General features: G+C 68.8%; 17 protein-coding genes. 8 read left to right on the plus strand and 9 right to left on the minus strand.

Annotated features, from left to right (window positions below; translation table 11 throughout):
- The first annotated feature begins 141 nt into the window (after positions 1 to 141).
- The 5 genes from SGCZBJ_RS24225 to SGCZBJ_RS24245 all read left to right on the plus strand — a co-directional run bounded on the left by SGCZBJ_RS24225 (position 142) and on the right by SGCZBJ_RS24245 (position 3,024).
- Positions 142 to 729, plus strand: coding sequence for a malonic semialdehyde reductase (locus tag SGCZBJ_RS24225; RefSeq protein WP_101720472.1), 588 nt, complete (start codon positions 142 to 144; stop codon positions 727 to 729).
- A 72-nt stretch (positions 730 to 801) separates the two neighbouring features.
- Complete coding sequence (locus SGCZBJ_RS24230; protein WP_101720473.1) at positions 802 to 1,473, plus strand: DUF1131 family protein; 672 nt, start codon at positions 802 to 804, stop codon at positions 1,471 to 1,473.
- Positions 1,474 to 1,475: 2 nt separating this feature from the next.
- Positions 1,476 to 2,120 (plus strand): tRNA (adenosine(37)-N6)-threonylcarbamoyltransferase complex dimerization subunit type 1 TsaB, encoded by a 645-nt coding sequence (gene tsaB / locus SGCZBJ_RS24235; RefSeq protein WP_101720474.1) that lies wholly within the window; start codon positions 1,476 to 1,478, stop codon positions 2,118 to 2,120.
- Positions 2,117 to 2,569, plus strand: coding sequence for a ribosomal protein S18-alanine N-acetyltransferase (gene rimI, locus SGCZBJ_RS24240; protein WP_101720475.1), 453 nt, complete (start codon positions 2,117 to 2,119; stop codon positions 2,567 to 2,569). Before tsaB ends, rimI begins: the two co-directional genes overlap by 4 nt.
- A 47-nt stretch (positions 2,570 to 2,616) precedes the next feature.
- Positions 2,617 to 3,024 carry a Fur family transcriptional regulator gene (locus tag SGCZBJ_RS24245; protein WP_101720476.1) on the plus strand — a complete coding sequence of 136 codons (408 nt, stop codon included), beginning with the start codon at positions 2,617 to 2,619 and terminating at the stop codon, positions 3,022 to 3,024.
- 68 nt (positions 3,025 to 3,092) lie between these two features.
- Here the strand turns inward: SGCZBJ_RS24245 and trmB are convergent, their stop codons facing one another.
- From trmB to ppa, 9 genes are all read right to left on the minus strand, one after another.
- Positions 3,093 to 3,773 (minus strand): tRNA (guanosine(46)-N7)-methyltransferase TrmB, encoded by a 681-nt coding sequence (trmB, locus tag SGCZBJ_RS24250; RefSeq protein WP_101720477.1) that lies wholly within the window; start codon positions 3,771 to 3,773, stop codon positions 3,093 to 3,095.
- A gap of 125 nt (positions 3,774 to 3,898) precedes the next feature.
- Entirely contained in the window at positions 3,899 to 5,122 is a 1,224-nt protein-coding gene (gene metK, locus SGCZBJ_RS24255; protein WP_101720478.1) for a methionine adenosyltransferase, read from the minus strand.
- Between the two features lie 151 nt (positions 5,123 to 5,273).
- Complete coding sequence (locus SGCZBJ_RS24260) at positions 5,274 to 5,699, minus strand: helix-turn-helix domain-containing protein (protein ID WP_101720479.1); 426 nt, start codon at positions 5,697 to 5,699, stop codon at positions 5,274 to 5,276.
- A gap of 33 nt (positions 5,700 to 5,732) precedes the next feature.
- Positions 5,733 to 7,253 (minus strand): apolipoprotein N-acyltransferase, encoded by a 1,521-nt coding sequence (gene lnt, locus SGCZBJ_RS24265; protein ID WP_101720657.1) that lies wholly within the window; start codon positions 7,251 to 7,253, stop codon positions 5,733 to 5,735.
- A 74-nt stretch (positions 7,254 to 7,327) separates the two neighbouring features.
- On the minus strand, positions 7,328 to 8,230 hold the full coding sequence (locus tag SGCZBJ_RS24270) for a hemolysin family protein (RefSeq protein WP_101720480.1): 903 nt from the start codon (positions 8,228 to 8,230) through the stop codon (positions 7,328 to 7,330).
- A 12-nt stretch (positions 8,231 to 8,242) separates the two neighbouring features.
- A complete protein-coding gene (gene ybeY / locus SGCZBJ_RS24275) occupies positions 8,243 to 8,701 on the minus strand; it encodes an rRNA maturation RNase YbeY (RefSeq protein WP_101720658.1) in 459 nt (152 codons plus the stop codon).
- 11 nt (positions 8,702 to 8,712) lie between these two features.
- A complete protein-coding gene (locus SGCZBJ_RS24280) occupies positions 8,713 to 9,660 on the minus strand; it encodes a PhoH family protein (RefSeq protein ID WP_101720481.1) in 948 nt (315 codons plus the stop codon).
- Positions 9,657 to 11,009, minus strand: a complete 1,353-nt coding sequence (gene miaB, locus SGCZBJ_RS24285) for a tRNA (N6-isopentenyl adenosine(37)-C2)-methylthiotransferase MiaB (RefSeq protein ID WP_101720482.1) — start codon at positions 11,007 to 11,009, stop codon at positions 9,657 to 9,659. Before miaB ends, SGCZBJ_RS24280 begins: the two co-directional genes overlap by 4 nt.
- 124 nt (positions 11,010 to 11,133) lie before the next feature.
- The gene (gene ppa / locus SGCZBJ_RS24290; RefSeq protein ID WP_058347149.1) at positions 11,134 to 11,667 is read right to left on the minus strand and encodes an inorganic diphosphatase; all 534 of its coding nucleotides are present in this window, start codon (positions 11,665 to 11,667) and stop codon (positions 11,134 to 11,136) included.
- A 354-nt stretch (positions 11,668 to 12,021) separates the two neighbouring features.
- Here ppa and rimP point away from each other — a divergent pair, with 354 nt between their 5' ends.
- From rimP to SGCZBJ_RS24305, 3 genes are read left to right on the plus strand one after another with little or no spacing between them, the layout of a single operon-like run.
- Entirely contained in the window at positions 12,022 to 12,666 is a 645-nt protein-coding gene (gene rimP, locus SGCZBJ_RS24295; RefSeq protein ID WP_101720659.1) for a ribosome maturation factor RimP, read from the plus strand.
- Between the two features lie 2 nt (positions 12,667 to 12,668).
- Positions 12,669 to 14,348, plus strand: a complete 1,680-nt coding sequence (nusA, locus tag SGCZBJ_RS24300) for a transcription termination factor NusA (protein WP_101720483.1) — start codon at positions 12,669 to 12,671, stop codon at positions 14,346 to 14,348.
- A gap of 53 nt (positions 14,349 to 14,401) precedes the next feature.
- Entirely contained in the window at positions 14,402 to 15,052 is a 651-nt protein-coding gene (locus SGCZBJ_RS24305) for an RNA-binding protein (RefSeq protein WP_101720484.1), read from the plus strand.
- The last annotated feature ends 42 nt before the right edge of the window (positions 15,053 to 15,094 follow it).

The raw sequence follows: 15,094 nt of genomic DNA on the forward strand, positions 1-15,094 counted from the left end.
CGCTGTCGAAAACCTCATCCTGAGCTTGTCGAAGGACGAGGTTTTCGCGTCCAGCAGCTGCTGGGCGCCTTGCGCGATCTACAGGGATCCCCATACTGTAACTACATAAGTTGCGATTATGGTTTCCTAAAAGGATCGCTGATGTCCAAGCTCGACACCGCCGCTCTCGCCCAGCTGTTCACCGAGGCGCGCACGCGCAACGGCTGGAAGTCCGACCCCGTGCCGGAAGCGGTGCTGCGTGAGCTGTACGACCTGGTGAAGTTCGGCCCGACCGCCGCCAACGCCAGCCCGGCCCGCTTCATCTTCGTCACCAGCCAGGAAGCCAAGGAAAAGCTGGCCGCCCTGTCGTCGGGCTCCAACGCTCCGAAGATCCTGGCCGCGCCGGTCACGGTCATCGTCGGCTACGACCTCGACTTCCCCGAAACCCTCGACAAGCTGTTCCCGCACGCCCCGGGCGCCAAGAACTGGTTCAGCGATCCGGTCGCCAAGGAGTGGGGCGCGCTGCGCAACAGCTCTCTGCAGGGCGGCTACTTCATCCTGGCGGCCCGGGCGCTGGGCCTGGACGTCGGTCCGATGTCGGGCTTCGACAACGCCGGCGTCGATGCGGCCTTCTTCGAAGGCACGAACATCAAGTCGAACTTCATCGCCTCGATCGGCTACGGCACCGACGAGGGCCTGTTCCCGCGCAACCCGCGCCTGGACTTCGAGGAAGCCGCCCAGATCCTCTGATCGGGCTTCCCATCGTCATCGCCTGGCAAGCCGGGCGATGACGGCGAGGGGAGGGCGCGCTAGAACCACGGCATGACCCTCCGTCTCGCGCTCCTCGCCGCGCCGCTGGCCCTGCTGGCCGCCTGCGGCCCCGCCGAAAAGACCCCCGCCACGTCCTCGGCCAAGCCGGATGCGACCGCCCAGGCCGCCCCGGAAGCGGCCAGGCCGGCCGACGGTTCGGCCGTGATCAAGATCACGCCCTATGTCGGCGGTCCGCTGCAGGTGGCCGCCGCGGGCGTCGGCCCCATCACCGCCGCCACAGCCTTCGACCAGCCGACGATCCAGGCCCTGTTCCCCAAGGCCGTGGTCAAGGCCGCCTTCATCCACGTGGGCGACGGCCCGCCCGGGCCGATCATCACCGTCGAGCAGGACAATGCGCCGCTGCTGGAGATCGGCAAGAGCGCCGACGGCGGCATCGCCGAGATCCGCCTGGCGGCCGGCGACGTGCGCGGACCCAAGGGCGAGAGCCTGCTGGCCAAGTGGGCCGCCCTGGGCTTCACCCGCGACCAGTGCCGCGCCGGCGAGGGCCGCACCGTCAACCAGACGATCTGCGTGCGCCCCGAGGCCCCGACCGTGTCCTACGTCTTCGGCGTGCCCGGCTGGACCAAGGGCGGCGTGCCCGACGAGGCGACGCTGAAGGCCAAGGGCCAGCTCAACGAGTTCGTCTGGCGTCCGGCCGAGACCGCCCAGGTCGGGGCCGCCTGATCTTGCGCGTTCTTTCCGTCGACACCTGCCTGGCGGCCTCGTCGGTCGCCGTGATCGAGGGCGAGCGCGTTCTCGCCGCCCGCACCGAGCCCATGACCCGCGGCCACCAGGAGCGTATCGCGCCCCTGGCCAGGGAAGTCGCGGCCGAGGCCGGCATCGCCTTCGCCGATCTCGACCGCATCGCCGTCACCGTCGGCCCCGGTTCGTTCACCGGCCTGCGCGTAGGTCTGTCCTTCGCCAAGGGACTGGCCGAGGCGCTTTCCATCCCCTGCGTCGGGATCAACAGCCTGGAGGCCCTGGCGGCCTCTTCGGGAGCGTCGGGCTTCGTCGCCGCCGTGCTCGACGCCAAGATGGCCCAGGTCTACCTCCAGGTCTTCGACGGCGGGGCGGCCCTGATGGCCCCTGACGCCCTCGACATCGGTTCGGCGACCGCCCGCCTGGCCGAGCTCTATTCCGGCGGCCCCGCGACCCTGGTGGGTTCCGGCACGGCCCTGCTGGAGGGCGTGCTGCCCGGCGCGGCCAGACTGGACCTGGCCGCCGCTGATCCGGTCGCCATCGCCCGCCTGGCGGCGGCGAGGCCCGCCCCGACCCACTCGCCCCGGCCGCTCTATCTGCGCGCGCCCTACGCCACGATGCCGACGCCATGAACCTGCGTCCTGTCGGATTGGAAGCGTGCTGGGACCTGGCCGACCTGCACGAGCGGGCCTTCGACCGCCCCTGGGCTCCGACCGAGTTCGAGGCCCTGCTCAACTCGCCCGGCGTCTTCGCCGTGCTCGGCTCCTCGGGCGAACCCGACGAGGCGCGGGGTTTCATCCTGTGCCGCGCCATCGCCGGCGAGGCCGAGATCCTGACCATCGCCGTCGACCCGGCCGCCCGTCGGCGCGGCTGGGGCGCCGCCCTGGTCGAGATGGCGGTCGGGATCGCCGCGGAGGCCAAGGCCTTCGACCTCTTCCTGGAGGTGGCGGCCGACAATGTCGCCGCCATCGCCCTCTATGGGGCTGCCGGCTTTTCGCAAGTGGGTCTCAGGAAGGCCTATTATCCCCATCCAGACGGCGCCAAGGACGCCGTCGTCATGCGGCGGGCGCTTAACACTTAGGAATCGATTGCCTATTGTGCCCGCGAATCCCCGACGGAGACGCCGCCTTGGACCGCCTCGAAAAGCTCTGCATCGAAAAAGGCATGCGCATGACCGACCAGCGTCGGGTCATCGCGCGCGTTCTGTCGTCGGCCGACGACCATCCGGACGTCGAGGAGCTGCACCGCCGGGCCCACGCCATCGACCCGCACATCTCGATCGCCACGGTCTATCGCACCGTGCGCCTGTTCGAGGAGAGCGGCATCATCGAGCGCCACGACTTCCGTGACGGCCGCTCGCGTTACGAAGAGACCCCGACCCATCACCACGACCACCTGATCGACATGAAGACCGGCAAGGTCGTCGAGTTCGTGGACGAGGAGATCGAGGCCCTGCAGCACGCGATCGCCAAGAAGCTCGGCTACAAGCTGATCGATCACCGCCTGGAACTCTACGGCGTGCCGATCGAAGAGTGATTGATCCTGATCAAGGAAAGGGGCGCGGGTTCAACCCGCGCCCTTTTCTTTTGGTCCCAGGGTGCGGCTCAGGCCCGCACGAAGTCGAGGAACACCGGGGCGCAGTCGCCCAGCTTCTTTTCCTCGTAACGGGTGGTGACGTGGTCGGCCGGGATGGCCTGGCGATCGATCCCGTCCTCGGCGAAGCGGAAGGCGGGGCTGGCCAGCATCCGCTCGATCGTCCACTCGGCGTAGTCGGCCCAGTCGGTGGCGAAGCGGAAGGCCGCGCCGGGTTTCAGCACGCGAGCCAGGTCGGCCACGAACTCCGGCTGGATGATCCGGCGCTTGTTGTGCCGGGCCTTGTGCCAGGGGTCGGGGAACATCACGAAGAGGCGGTCGATGCTGGCGTCGGGCAGCCAGCCGACCACGTCGCGGGCGTCGCCCTCGTGGATGCGGACGTTCGAGAGGGCCTGTTCCTCGACGTGGCGCACGGCGCTGGCCACGCCGTTGACGAAGGGCTCGGCCCCGATCACCAGCACGTCGGGACGGCGGCCGGCCTGGGCGGCCATGTGCTCGCCGCCGCCGAAGCCGATCTCCAGCCAGGTCTCCTTGGCGTCCGGCATCAGGTCGCGCGGCTGGAAGGCCTCGTGCGGCACGGCGATGGTCGGCAGCAGGCTGTCGAGCAGGGCCTGCTGGCGCGGCTTCACCGGCCGCGACTTCAGGCGGCCGAACGAGCGCAGCGGGCCGTGGGGCTGTTGAGGATTGGTCATGGGGCGGGTCTTTAGCGGTGAAGAGGGGCGGAGGCCAGCGGCTCGACGGCCCGTCCTGCGAGGCCCAAAAGGAAAGGGCCCCGGCTCGCGCCGAGGCCCTTCCGAATTCCAGAAGGATGCGAGGCTTACGCCAGGCCCTTCAGTTCCGACACCAGGTCGGTCTTCTCCCACGAGAAGCCGCCTTCGTTGTCCGGCGTGCGGCCGAAGTGGCCGTAGGCGGCGGTGCGGGCGTAGATCGGGCGGTTCAGCTGCAGGTGCTCGCGGATCGAACGCGGCGTGGCGCCGCCGATCAGCTGCGGCAGGACCTTTTCCAGGACGGCCGGGTCGACCTTGCCGGTGCCGTGCAGGTCGACGTGGAACGAGACCGGCTGGGCCACGCCGATCGCATAGGCGATCTGGATCGTGCAGCGTTCGGCCAGGCCCGAGGCCACGACGTTCTTGGCCAGATAGCGGCAGGCATAGGCGGCCGAGCGGTCGACCTTGGTCGGGTCCTTGCCCGAGAAGGCGCCGCCGCCGTGCGGGGCCGCGCCGCCGTAGGTGTCGACGATGATCTTGCGGCCGGTGATCCCGGCGTCGCCGTCCGGGCCGCCGATCTCGAAGCGGCCGGTCGGGTTGATCAGCCACTGGGTCTTCTTGGTGATCAGGCCTTCGGGGAAGATCGGCAGGATGTGCGGCTTGATCAGGTCGAGCACGCGCTTGGAGGTCGGGGTCTTGCCGTCGATCTTCTTCTTGTGCTGGTGCGACACGACGATCGAGACGACGCGCTGCGGCACGCCGTTACCGTCGTATTCCAGCGTCACCTGGCTCTTGGCGTCGGGCTCCAGCTCGTGCAGCTCGCCCGAGTGGCGCAGTTCGGCCAGGCGCTTGAGGATGTTGTGGCTATATTGCAGCGTGGCCGGCATCAGCTCCGGGGTCTCCGTGCTGGCGTAGCCGAACATGATGCCCTGGTCGCCGGCGCCTTCGTCCTTCTTGTCGGTGGCGTCCACGCCCTGGGCGATGTGCGCCGACTGGCCGTGCAGGTAGCAGGCGTACTTGGCCTTTTCCCAGTGGAAGCCCTTCTGGGCGTAGCCGATGTCCTTGATGGCCGCGCGGACCTTGGGCTCCAGGGACTTGATGATGTCCTTGGTCAGCTCCTTGTTGGCCTTCTTGTCGCCGCCCGGCTTGCCTGCGCGGACTTCGCCCGCCAGGACGACGCGGTTGGTCGTGACCAGGGTTTCGCAAGCCACCCGAGCTTCCGGATCGGCGCTGAGGAAAGCGTCGACCACGGTGTCGCTGATGCGGTCGGCGACCTTGTCGGGGTGGCCTTCGGAGACGCTTTCGCTGGTGAAGATGTAGGACGAACGGCTCAAGTGGACGGCTCCGGCTTATAGTCCAGCGCCCACGTGGCAACCGGCCTCGCGAGCTTAGCGAGAACCATATAAAGATAAGTTTATGTCCGCAAGGCGGCTGGTCGCCTTTCCGGGGACGACGGGCCGGGCGAGGGCGCCCGGCCGCGAGTGGCTAGGCTTCTTCCTCGGCCATCGACCGGACGAGGTCGAGGATGCGACGGCGCACCGGGGCGCGGTTCAGGCGCGGGAACAGCGAGGCCAGCTCCAGGCCCTCGGGCGTCATCAGGAACTCGTGCACCTGGTGGTCGTTGCGCGCTTCGCCGTCGGCCGGTTCGGACGGATCGGCCAGGCCCTCGAAGAAGTAGGCGACCGGGGCCTGGAGGCTGCGGGCGATCTCGTAGAGCTTGCTGGCGCTGACGCGATTGGCGCCGCGCTCGTACTTCTGCACCTGCTGGAAGGTCAGGCCCAGGCTCTCGGCCAGCTTCTCCTGGCTGACGCCGAGGATCTTGCGGCGCATGCGGATACGAGCCCCGACGTGCAGGTCGACGGGGTTGGGCGAACGCTCGATTTCGGCGGTGGATTCGGGGGCGACGGTCATGCTTAGGCATAGACCTAAGATTACGGCTTTAGTTCAGCCCATATCTTTCGCAGCGGCAAACTTCTGACCGCCGATACGTGAGATGCCGATACAGATCGCCACCGAGGCGAGCAGCAGGATCGCCAACGGCCAGTCGCCCAGGCGCGAGGCCGGCGTGTCGTGGCCGACGGCGGGCAGGGGGGCGTCGATGACCCCGCGCGCGCCCAGGTCCAGGCGCTGGCCGGCGATCACGCGGCCCTGGGCGTCGACCATGGCGGAAACGCCGGTCGGGGTGGCGCGGATCATCGGCCGGCCGGCCTCGATGGCGCGGTAGCTGGCCAGGTTCAGGTGCTGCAGGGGGCCGGAGGTCACCCCGAACCAGGCGTCGTTGGAGACGTTGACCAACGCCCGCACGCCGGCGTCGGGGCGGGCCAGGCCCGGGAACAGGCTTTCGTAGCAGATCAGCGGCTGCACCTTCAGGTCCGCCCCTACGCTCAGGGGCGCCGGACGCGGACCGGTGGCGAAGCCGTCGCCCAGGTGGGCCATGCTCTTGAAGCCGATGGCGGTCAGGAAGCCCTCGGCGGGCAGGTACTCGCCGAACGGCACGAGCCGGTGCTTGTCGTAGACCCCGACCATGACCAGGTCGCCCGGTTCGCGGCGCAGGGCCACCAGGCTGTTGTAGTAGACCGGCGCCTCGATCGAGCCCTCGTAGCGATAGCCGCCGATCAGCAGTAGCTGGCCCGGCTGAAGCGAGTCCATGATCGCCTGGCGCACCCAGGTTCCGAGGGCGAGGTAGTCGTTGATGGCGGCGGGCAGGGCGCCTTCGGGCCAGACCACGATGTCGGCCGGCTTGCCGTCGGCATAGGCCGTGGCGGTCAGGGCGGCATAGTCGTTGACGATGGCCTGGAAGCTGGCGGCGTCCCACTTGGCCGACTGCTGGACGTTGGCCTGGACGATGCGGACCTTGGGGGCGGCCGATGTCACGGGGCTCGGCGCGGTCTTCAGCGCCAGGGCGCCGCCGCCATAGAGGCCGGCCAGCGCCAGGGCGGCCGCGCCGACGGCGATCTTGCCCGTCCTGCCTTGCCGCCAGACGGCGGGGGCGGCGGCGATGGCCAGGGTCACGAAGGTCAGGCCGTAGGCGCCCAGCAGGGCGGCGGCCTGGGACGGCGCCGAACCGGCCCGCCAGGTCTCGCCCGGCAGGTTCCAGGGAAAGCCGGTCAGCACGTGGCCGCGCACCCACTCCAGCGCCGACAGGGCGGTGGCGAAGGCCAGCACGCGCACCGCGCCGGCTGGGCGCAGGCGGCGATAGAGGAGAGCGGCCAGACCCCAGAACAGCGCCAGGCCCGCGGCCATGGCGGTCACCGCGAACGGGGCCATCCAGCCCTGGTTGGCGGCGTCGACCAGGAAGGCCTCGCCGATCCACCAGGTGCCCAGGCCGAAATAGGAGAGGCCGGCCAGCCAGCCGCGCAGGAAGGCCGAGCGCAAGGGCCGGGGGCCGCCGATCGCATCCAGCAGCCACAGCAGCAGGGCGTAGCCCAGCAGGCCGGGCAGGAACCCGAACGGCGGGTGGGCCATGGCCGCGGCCAGGCCCGCGACCAGCGCCAGCACGCGGTCGCGCCAGGGTGAGGCGGCGGTCAGGGCGCGCAGGTTCAAGGAGCGTCCACCGGGGCGAGCGAGGTCTCGGCCTCGACCGTCTCCGGCGCGCGGCGCACGCGCACCTTGAGCACGCGACGGGAGTCGGCCTCCAGCACTTCCAGCTCGAAGCCGGCGGGGTGGCGCACCATCTGCCCCTGTTCGGGCACCTGGCCGGCCAGGGCGGCGACGAGGCCGCCGACGGTGTCGACCTCCTCCTCGTGCTCGGGCGGGTCCAGGGTCTCGCCCAGGGCGGCCTCCAGGTCTTCCAGCGGCGTGCGGCCCTCGGTCTCGAAGACGCCGCCGGGACGGGCGATCACGGTGGCCACCTGGGCGTCGTCGTGCTCGTCGTCGATGTCGCCGACCACGCTCTCGATCAGGTCCTCGATGGTCACCAGGCCGTCGACCCCGCCGAATTCGTCGATGAGCATGGCCATGTGAACGCGCTTGGTGCGCATGCGCTGCAACAGGTCGGCGGCCCGCATCGAGGCGGGCACCAGGAACATGTCGCGGCGCAATTGTTCGAGGACGCGGGCCTCCGGCTCGGGGCGCAGGTCGCCGTCGGCCAGCAGGCGGAACACGTCCTTGACGTGGACGACGCCGATCGGCTGGTCCAGGGCCTCGCGGTAGATGGGCATGCGCGAGTGGCCGGACTCGACGAACTGGGCCACGACCACGGCGAACGGGGTGTCGAGCTCGACCGCCACCACGTCGGGGCGGGGGGTCATCAGGTCGCCGACCTTCAGGGTCTTGAACGCCTCGGCCTGGTCGACGAGGTCGGGCGCGGCGGCGTCGTCGGAATCGACCGTACGGGCGCGCTTGACCGGCGCGGCCCGCCGCAGCTCACGGAAGAACGCCCGCAGGCCCCGGCTGAATCTGGCCGGACCGGCGGGCGTGGAACTCTGGTCGTCGTCAGGCATGCCTTTGGGCTTTCACCTCTCGTCGGCGTAGGGATCGGGAACGTCCAGTCCCGCCAGGATCTCGCGTTCAAGCGCTTCCATGGCCTCGGCCTCGTCGTCGCCCTCGTGGTCGTATCCTAAGAGATGCAGCACCCCATGCGCCACAAGATGTTGCAGGTGGTGGCTCAGGGGCTTGCCCTGCTCGGCCGCCTCGCGGGCGCAGACGCCGTAGGCCAGGGCGATGTCGCCGATCTGGCCTTCGGGGTTGGTCGCCGGGTCCTGGGGCGAGGGGAAGGACAGCACGTTGGTGGCGTAGTCCTTCTGGCGGAAGTCGCGGTTCAGGGCCTGAACGCTGTCGTCGTCGGCCAGCAGGATGACGATCCCCTGGCCCTCGACGTCCTCGTGGGCGTCCAGCACGGCCTGGGCGGCGCGCCAGACCAGGGCCTCGGCCTCGGGTTCGGCCTTGGTCCAGGCCTCGTCTTCGATTTCGATATCGACGGTGATCATCGGGGAGTCGCCACCAGGGCCGCGTCGGCGTCGTAGGCCTTGACGATGCGCTCCACCAGCGGGTGGCGCACGACGTCGGTCGAGGTAAAGCGGGCCACGGCCACGCCCTCGACGCCGTCGAGGATAGAGACGGCGTGGGCCAGGCCGGAGTCGCGGGGGTTCAGCAGGTCGATCTGGGTTGGATCGCCGGTCACCACCATGCGCGCGCCCTCGCCCAGGCGGGTCAGCACCATCTTCATCTGCAGGCGCGAGCAGTTCTGGGCCTCGTCGACGATGACGAACGCATGGGCAAGCGTGCGGCCGCGCATGAAGGCGATCGGGGCGACCTCGATCTCGCCCTTGTCTCGGCGGCGGCGCAGCTGCTCGGCGCCCATGATGTCGGTCAGGGCTTCCCAGACCGGCGCCATGTAGGGGTCGACCTTCTCGTTCAGGTCGCCCGGAAGGAAGCCCAGCTTCTCGCCGGCCTCGACGGCGGGGCGGGTGACGATCAGGCGGTCGACCTCGCCGCGCAGCAACATGCCCGCGCCCTGGGCCACCGCCAGGAAGGTCTTGCCGGTGCCGGCGGGCCCGAGGCCGAAGACCAGCGGATGCCGGGCCATCTGCTCCATGTAGGCGGCCTGGTTCTTGGTCTTGGGCGAGACCGCGCCGCGGCGCACGGCGCGGGGCGAGGCCTGGCCGCCGGCGCTGTGGGCTTCGCCCACGGCCACGCGGATGTCGGCCTCGACCACTTCATGGCCGGCGTCGGCGCGCTCGGCCAGGGCCAGCAGGGCGCGCTTGGCCGCCGAGCGGCCCTTGACGTCGCCGGTAATCTTGACGCCGCCGCCGGGCGTCTCGAGCAGGACCTTGAAGGCGTCCTCGATCAGGGCGGCATGGCGGCCGGACGGGCCGGTGACGGCGACGACGGCGTCGTCGGAAAGCGGCAGGAACTCGGGCGTGCGGCTCACGCGGTCTCCAAAGCGGGTTCGTTGGCGAGCACGCCGGCCAGGCTCATCTTGGCGGCGCTCTCGATGCGGACCGGAACGATCGTCCCGATCAGGTGCTCCCCGCCCGAAACGTGGACGGCTTGCAGGTAGGGGCTGCGGCCGACGATCTGGCCGGGGTGGCGGCCGGCCTTCTCGAACAGCACCGGCAGGGTCTTGCCGGTCTGGCTGGCGTTGAAGGCCCGTTGCTGTTCGTCGAGCAGCTGGTTCAGGCGGTCCAGGCGTTCGGCCTTCACGGCGTCGTCGACCTGGCCGGGCATTGCAGACGCAGGCGTGCCCGGACGGCGCGAATACTTGAACGAGAAGGCGCTGGCGAAGCCGACCTCGCGCACCAGCTCCATCGTCTTCTCGAAGTCGCCGTCGCGCTCGCCGGGGAAGCCGACGATGAAGTCGCCGCTCATGGCGATGTCGGGCCGGGCGGCGCGGATGCGCTCGATCAGCTTCACATAGCTTTCGGCCGTGTGGTCGCGGTTCATGGCCTTGAGGATCTTGTCGCTGCCGGCCTGCACCGGCAGGTGCAGGTACGGCATCAGCTGCGGCAGCTCGCCGTGAGCCTCGATCAGGTCCTCGCCCATGTCGCGCGGGTGGCTGGTGGTGTAGCGGATGCGGTCCAGGCCATCGATCGTGGCCAGCTTGCGCACCAGCTTGGCCAGGGTCGAGCCGTCGCCGTCATAGGCGTTGACGTTCTGGCCCAGCAGCGTGACCTCGCGCACGCCGGCGCCGGCCAGGCGCTTGGCTTCTTCGACGATGTCGTTCACCGGCCGCGACCACTCGCCGCCGCGCGTATAGGGCACCACGCAGAAGGTGCAGAACTTGTCGCAGCCCTCCTGCACGGTCAGGAAGGCGGTGACGCCGGTGACGTGGCGTTCGGCCGGCAGGGCGTCGAACTTCTCGTCGGCGGCGAAGTCGGCGGCCAGGCGTTCACCCGAGGCCCGGTGGGCGCGGGCGATCAGCTCAGGCAGCTGGTGATAGGCCTGCGGGCCGACGACCAGGTCCACCGCCCGCTGGCGGTTCATGATCTCCTGGCCTTCGGCCTGGGCCACGCAGCCGGCCACGGCGATGGTCATCTTGCCGCCGGACTGGGCCTTGCGGTCCTTCATCTGCTTGATCAGGCCAAGCTCGGAATAGACCTTCTCGGTGGCCTTCTCGCGGATGTGGCAGGTGTTGAGCACCACGAGATCCGCGCCCTCTGGATCATCGACCACGCCATAGCCCAGCGGACGCAGGACATCGGTCATGCGCTCGCTGTCGTAGACGTTCATCTGACAGCCGTAGGTCTTGATATAGAGGCGCTTTTGCGGGGTCTCGCTCATCCGGCGAGGTTATGGGGTCGAGCGGCCCCGCGCGCAAGGTCGCGAAGGTCACACCCGGGGCTTGAAGCCGCAAAAGAAAACGGCGTCGGAGAGGTCCCCGACGCCGCGTCTCGATCTCGATGGATCAGTAGTTCTCGTCGTGACGCTTGATCGCCGCGCGGATCAGCTCGGCGGTCTCGTCCGGGTCGGCCCAGCCGGTGATCTTGGTCGACTTGCCCTTTTCCAGGTCCTTGTAGTGCTGGAAGAAGTGGGCGATCTGCTCGGTCAGGATGGTTGGCAGGTCGCGCCAGCTGTTCACGCCCGTGTAGAAGGGGTGCAGCTTGTCGACCGGCACGGCCAGGATCTTTTCGTCAGACCCGGCTTCGTCGACCATCATCAGGGCGCCGATCGGGCGGCAGCGGATGATCGCGCCAGGCACCACCGGGGTCGGGCCCACGACCATGATGTCGGCCGGGTCGCCGTCGTCGGCCAGGGTGTGCGGGATGAAGCCGTAGTTGGCCGGGTAGAACATCGCCGTGTGCAGGAAGCGGTCCACCATCAGGGCGCCGCTTTCCTTGTCGATCTCGTACTTCACCGGCTCGCCGCCCTGCGGGATCTCGATGACGGCGTTCAGGTCGTAGGGCGGGTTCACGCCCACCGCGATCTTGGAGAGGTCCATAGTGACTCTTCGTTGTGGGAAGGTTCCCGCGGGGAGGCGGGCCTCAAGCGGCCGTCTGTATAGGCCACAAGTGTTGCGATGCGAAAGAGGGGGCGTGTCCGCCCCTCGACTTGCGCCTCCAAAAGCAACTTCGATGTGTGGTCCAGCTTGTCGAGTGACCGCCAGAACAGCTTTTGCCGCTTGGCCTTGCGCCCTTGCAAAGGTCTCTCGCGCGCTGCGTGAGCCGGGGCCAGGAGGGGGCTTCCACACGCTCGCCTATCGCGCTATATAGCTCCTACATCGTCCGTTAGCGCTGATTGGCGCTTTCGAGCGGCGGCCCGAAAGGCTGCCGCTTTTTCTTTGGTCGCTCGCCAGCTGGGCCTTTCGAGGCCTCGGCGGGCGACCCACGAAACCGAGAAGAGAACCGTGCGCGGCAAGACGCGAGAAGACCTGGACCTGATCGAGATGCTCGATCCTGTCGCCGAGACCGTCGGCTACGAGATCGTCCGCCTGCGCCTGATGGGCGGGGCTGAACAGCGCCGCCTGCAGATCATGGCCGAACGCCCCCTGCAGGAAGACGGCAGCGGCGGCGACATGAACGTCGAGGACTGCGCCAAGCTGTCGCGCGCCATCTCCGAGGTGATGGACGCCGCCGACCCGATCGCCGGCGAATACACCCTGGAGGTCTCCAGCCCGGGCGTCGACCGCCCGCTGACCCGCCTGAAGGACTTCGAGACCTATGCCGGTCTCGAGGTGCGCATCGAGCTCGACCGCGTGGCCGAGGGCCGCAAGCGCTTCAAGGGCGAGCTCGCCGGTGTCGAGGACGACCAGGTCGGCCTCAACATCGAGGGCGAGGACGACGTCACCGTCTATTTCCCGTTCGCCTGGATCGTCGACGCCAAGCTCGTCCTGACCGACCAGCTGATGAAGCGGGGCGCCGATGCGCGCGCCGCCAGGATCGACCAGGACGGCGTCGACGCCGAGAACGACAACGATTTGTCCGAAAGTGAAGAGGACTGACCATGGCCATCGGCATCGCCGCCAACCGGCTTGAACTGCTCCAGATCGCCGACGCGGTCGCCCGCGAAAAGGGCATCGAGAAGGAAGTCGTCATCGAGGCCATCGAGGACGCCCTGCAGAAGGCCGCCCGGGCCCGCTACGGCGCCGAGCACGACATCCGCGTCAAGATCGACCCGCGCACGGGCGAGACGACGCAGAAGCGCGTGATCGAGATCGTCGCCGACGACGCCGACCTGGAAGGCGAGATCGGCAAGGTCCACCTGACCTCGGCCAAGCGTACCTGGCGCGACGCCGAGATCGGCAAGATCTACGAAGAAGCCCTGCCGCCGTTCGAGATCGGCCGCGTGCAGACCCAGATGGCCCGCCAGGTCGTCATGCACAAGGTTCGCGAAGCCGAGCGCGAGCGCCAGTACGAAGAGTACAAGGATCGCTCGGGCGAGATCGTCAACGGCAGCGTCAAGCGCGTCGAGTACGGCAACGTCATCGTCGACCTGGGCCGTGGCGAAGGCATCATGCGCCGCGACCAGTCGATCCCGCGCGAGAACTTCAACGTCGGCGACCGCATCCGCGCTTACATCTACGACGTCCGTCGCGAGACCAAGGGCCCGCAGATCATGCTGAGCCGCGCCCACGGCGGCTTCATGGCCAAGCTGTTCGCGCAGGAGGTGCCGGAAGTCTACGACGGCGTCATCGAGATCCGCGCCGTGGCCCGTGACCCGGGTTCGCGCGCCAAGATGGCCGTCATCTCCAACGACAGCTCGATCGACCCGGTCGGCGCCTGCGTCGGCATGCGCGGCTCGCGCGTGCAGGCGGTGGTCGCCGAGCTGCAAGGCGAGAAGATCGACATCATCCAGTGGTCGGAAGACGAAGCCACCTTCATCGTCAACGCCCTGGCCCCGGCCGAAGTCTCCAAGGTCGTCATGGACGAGGAAGACGAGCGCGTCGAAGTCGTGGTGCCGGACGAGCAGCTGTCGCTGGCCATTGGCCGCCGCGGCCAGAACGTCCGCCTGGCCTCGCAGCTGACCGGCTGGCAGATCGACATCATGACCGAAAGCCAGGAGAGCGAGCGCCGTCAGCGCGAGTTCACCGAGCGCACGGCCCTGTTCCAGGAAGCCCTGGACGTCGACGAAGTCATCGCCCAGCTGCTGGTCACTGAAGGCTTCGCCGCGGTGGAAGACGTCGCCTATGTCGACACCCACGAGATCGGTTCGATCGAAGGCTTCGACGACGAGACCGCCGAGGAACTGCAGGCTCGCGCCCGCGAATTCCTCGAGAAGGAAGCCGCCGCCCTGGACGCCAAGCGCGTCGAGCTGGGCGTCCAGGACGAACTGCTGGGCGTCGAGGGCGTGACCCTGGCCATGGCCGTGGCCCTGGGCGAAGGCGACGTGAAGACGATCGAAGACCTGGCCGGCCTCGTCCCCGATGACATGCGCGGCTGGTTCGAGAGCAAGGGCGGCGAGCGCGTGCGCGAGCCGGGCATCCTCGAAAGCTTCAACCTGTCGCCCGACGACGCCGAGGCCCTGATCATGCGCGCTCGTATCGCCATGGGCTGGGTCGAGGCCCCGCCGGAGCCGGAGTACGAAGAAGTCGAGGGCGAGGAGATCGAGGGCGAGGTCGAAGACGCCGCCCCGGTCGAAGGCGAGGAAGCCCCCGCCGCCGAAGAAGCCGCCGAAGAGCAGTAAGAGACAGAACCGGCCCTTCCGATCTTCGGAGGGGCCGCTTCCTTTGAAGACGCATGATCGACCAGACCGCTCCCAAGACCCACGCCGAAGCCAGCCGCGCGCGCAAGGACATCGTCCTGGGCGAGGTTGTCGACGAGGCGCGCCTGGTGCGGTTCGTGGCCGGGCCCGACGGCGTCGTCATCCCCGACTTGGCCCGCAAGCTGCCGGGCCGTGGCATGTGGGTGGCGGCCGACCGCGAGTCGATCGCCGCCGCCGCCAAGAAGAACGCCTTCTCGCGCTCGGCGAAGGCCAAGCTGACCGCCCCGGCCGACCTGGCCGATCAGGTGGAACGCCTGCTGGCCAAGCGGGTTCTGGACGGCCTGGGCCTTGCGCGACGCTCCGGGAGCATTATCTCGGGGTTCGAAAAGGTTCTGGCGGCCCTGGCCTCGGGCAAGACCGCCTGGCTGATCGAAGCCGCCGACGGCGCCGATGACGGCCGCCGCAAGGTCTTTTCAGCGGTCCGCAAAGCGCCGAACACCCCGAGAATCCTCGGTATGTTCACATCCGACGAATTGGGTTTGGCCTTGGGCGGGGAGAATGTGATACACACGGCGCTCCTCGCGGGGCGAGGCACGGATCGCTGGACTTTGGACGTCGAGCGGTTATCAGGCTTCCGTTCTTTCACGCCGCCGGACTGGGTGGTGCGTCAGAACGAGGAGCCCTAGGCTTCGATGCGTTCTCGGATGGCTTCATTCGATGGCGAAAAG

The sequence above is a fragment of the Caulobacter zeae genome (assembly GCF_002858925.1).
Classification (GTDB): Bacteria; Pseudomonadota; Alphaproteobacteria; order Caulobacterales; family Caulobacteraceae; genus Caulobacter; species Caulobacter zeae.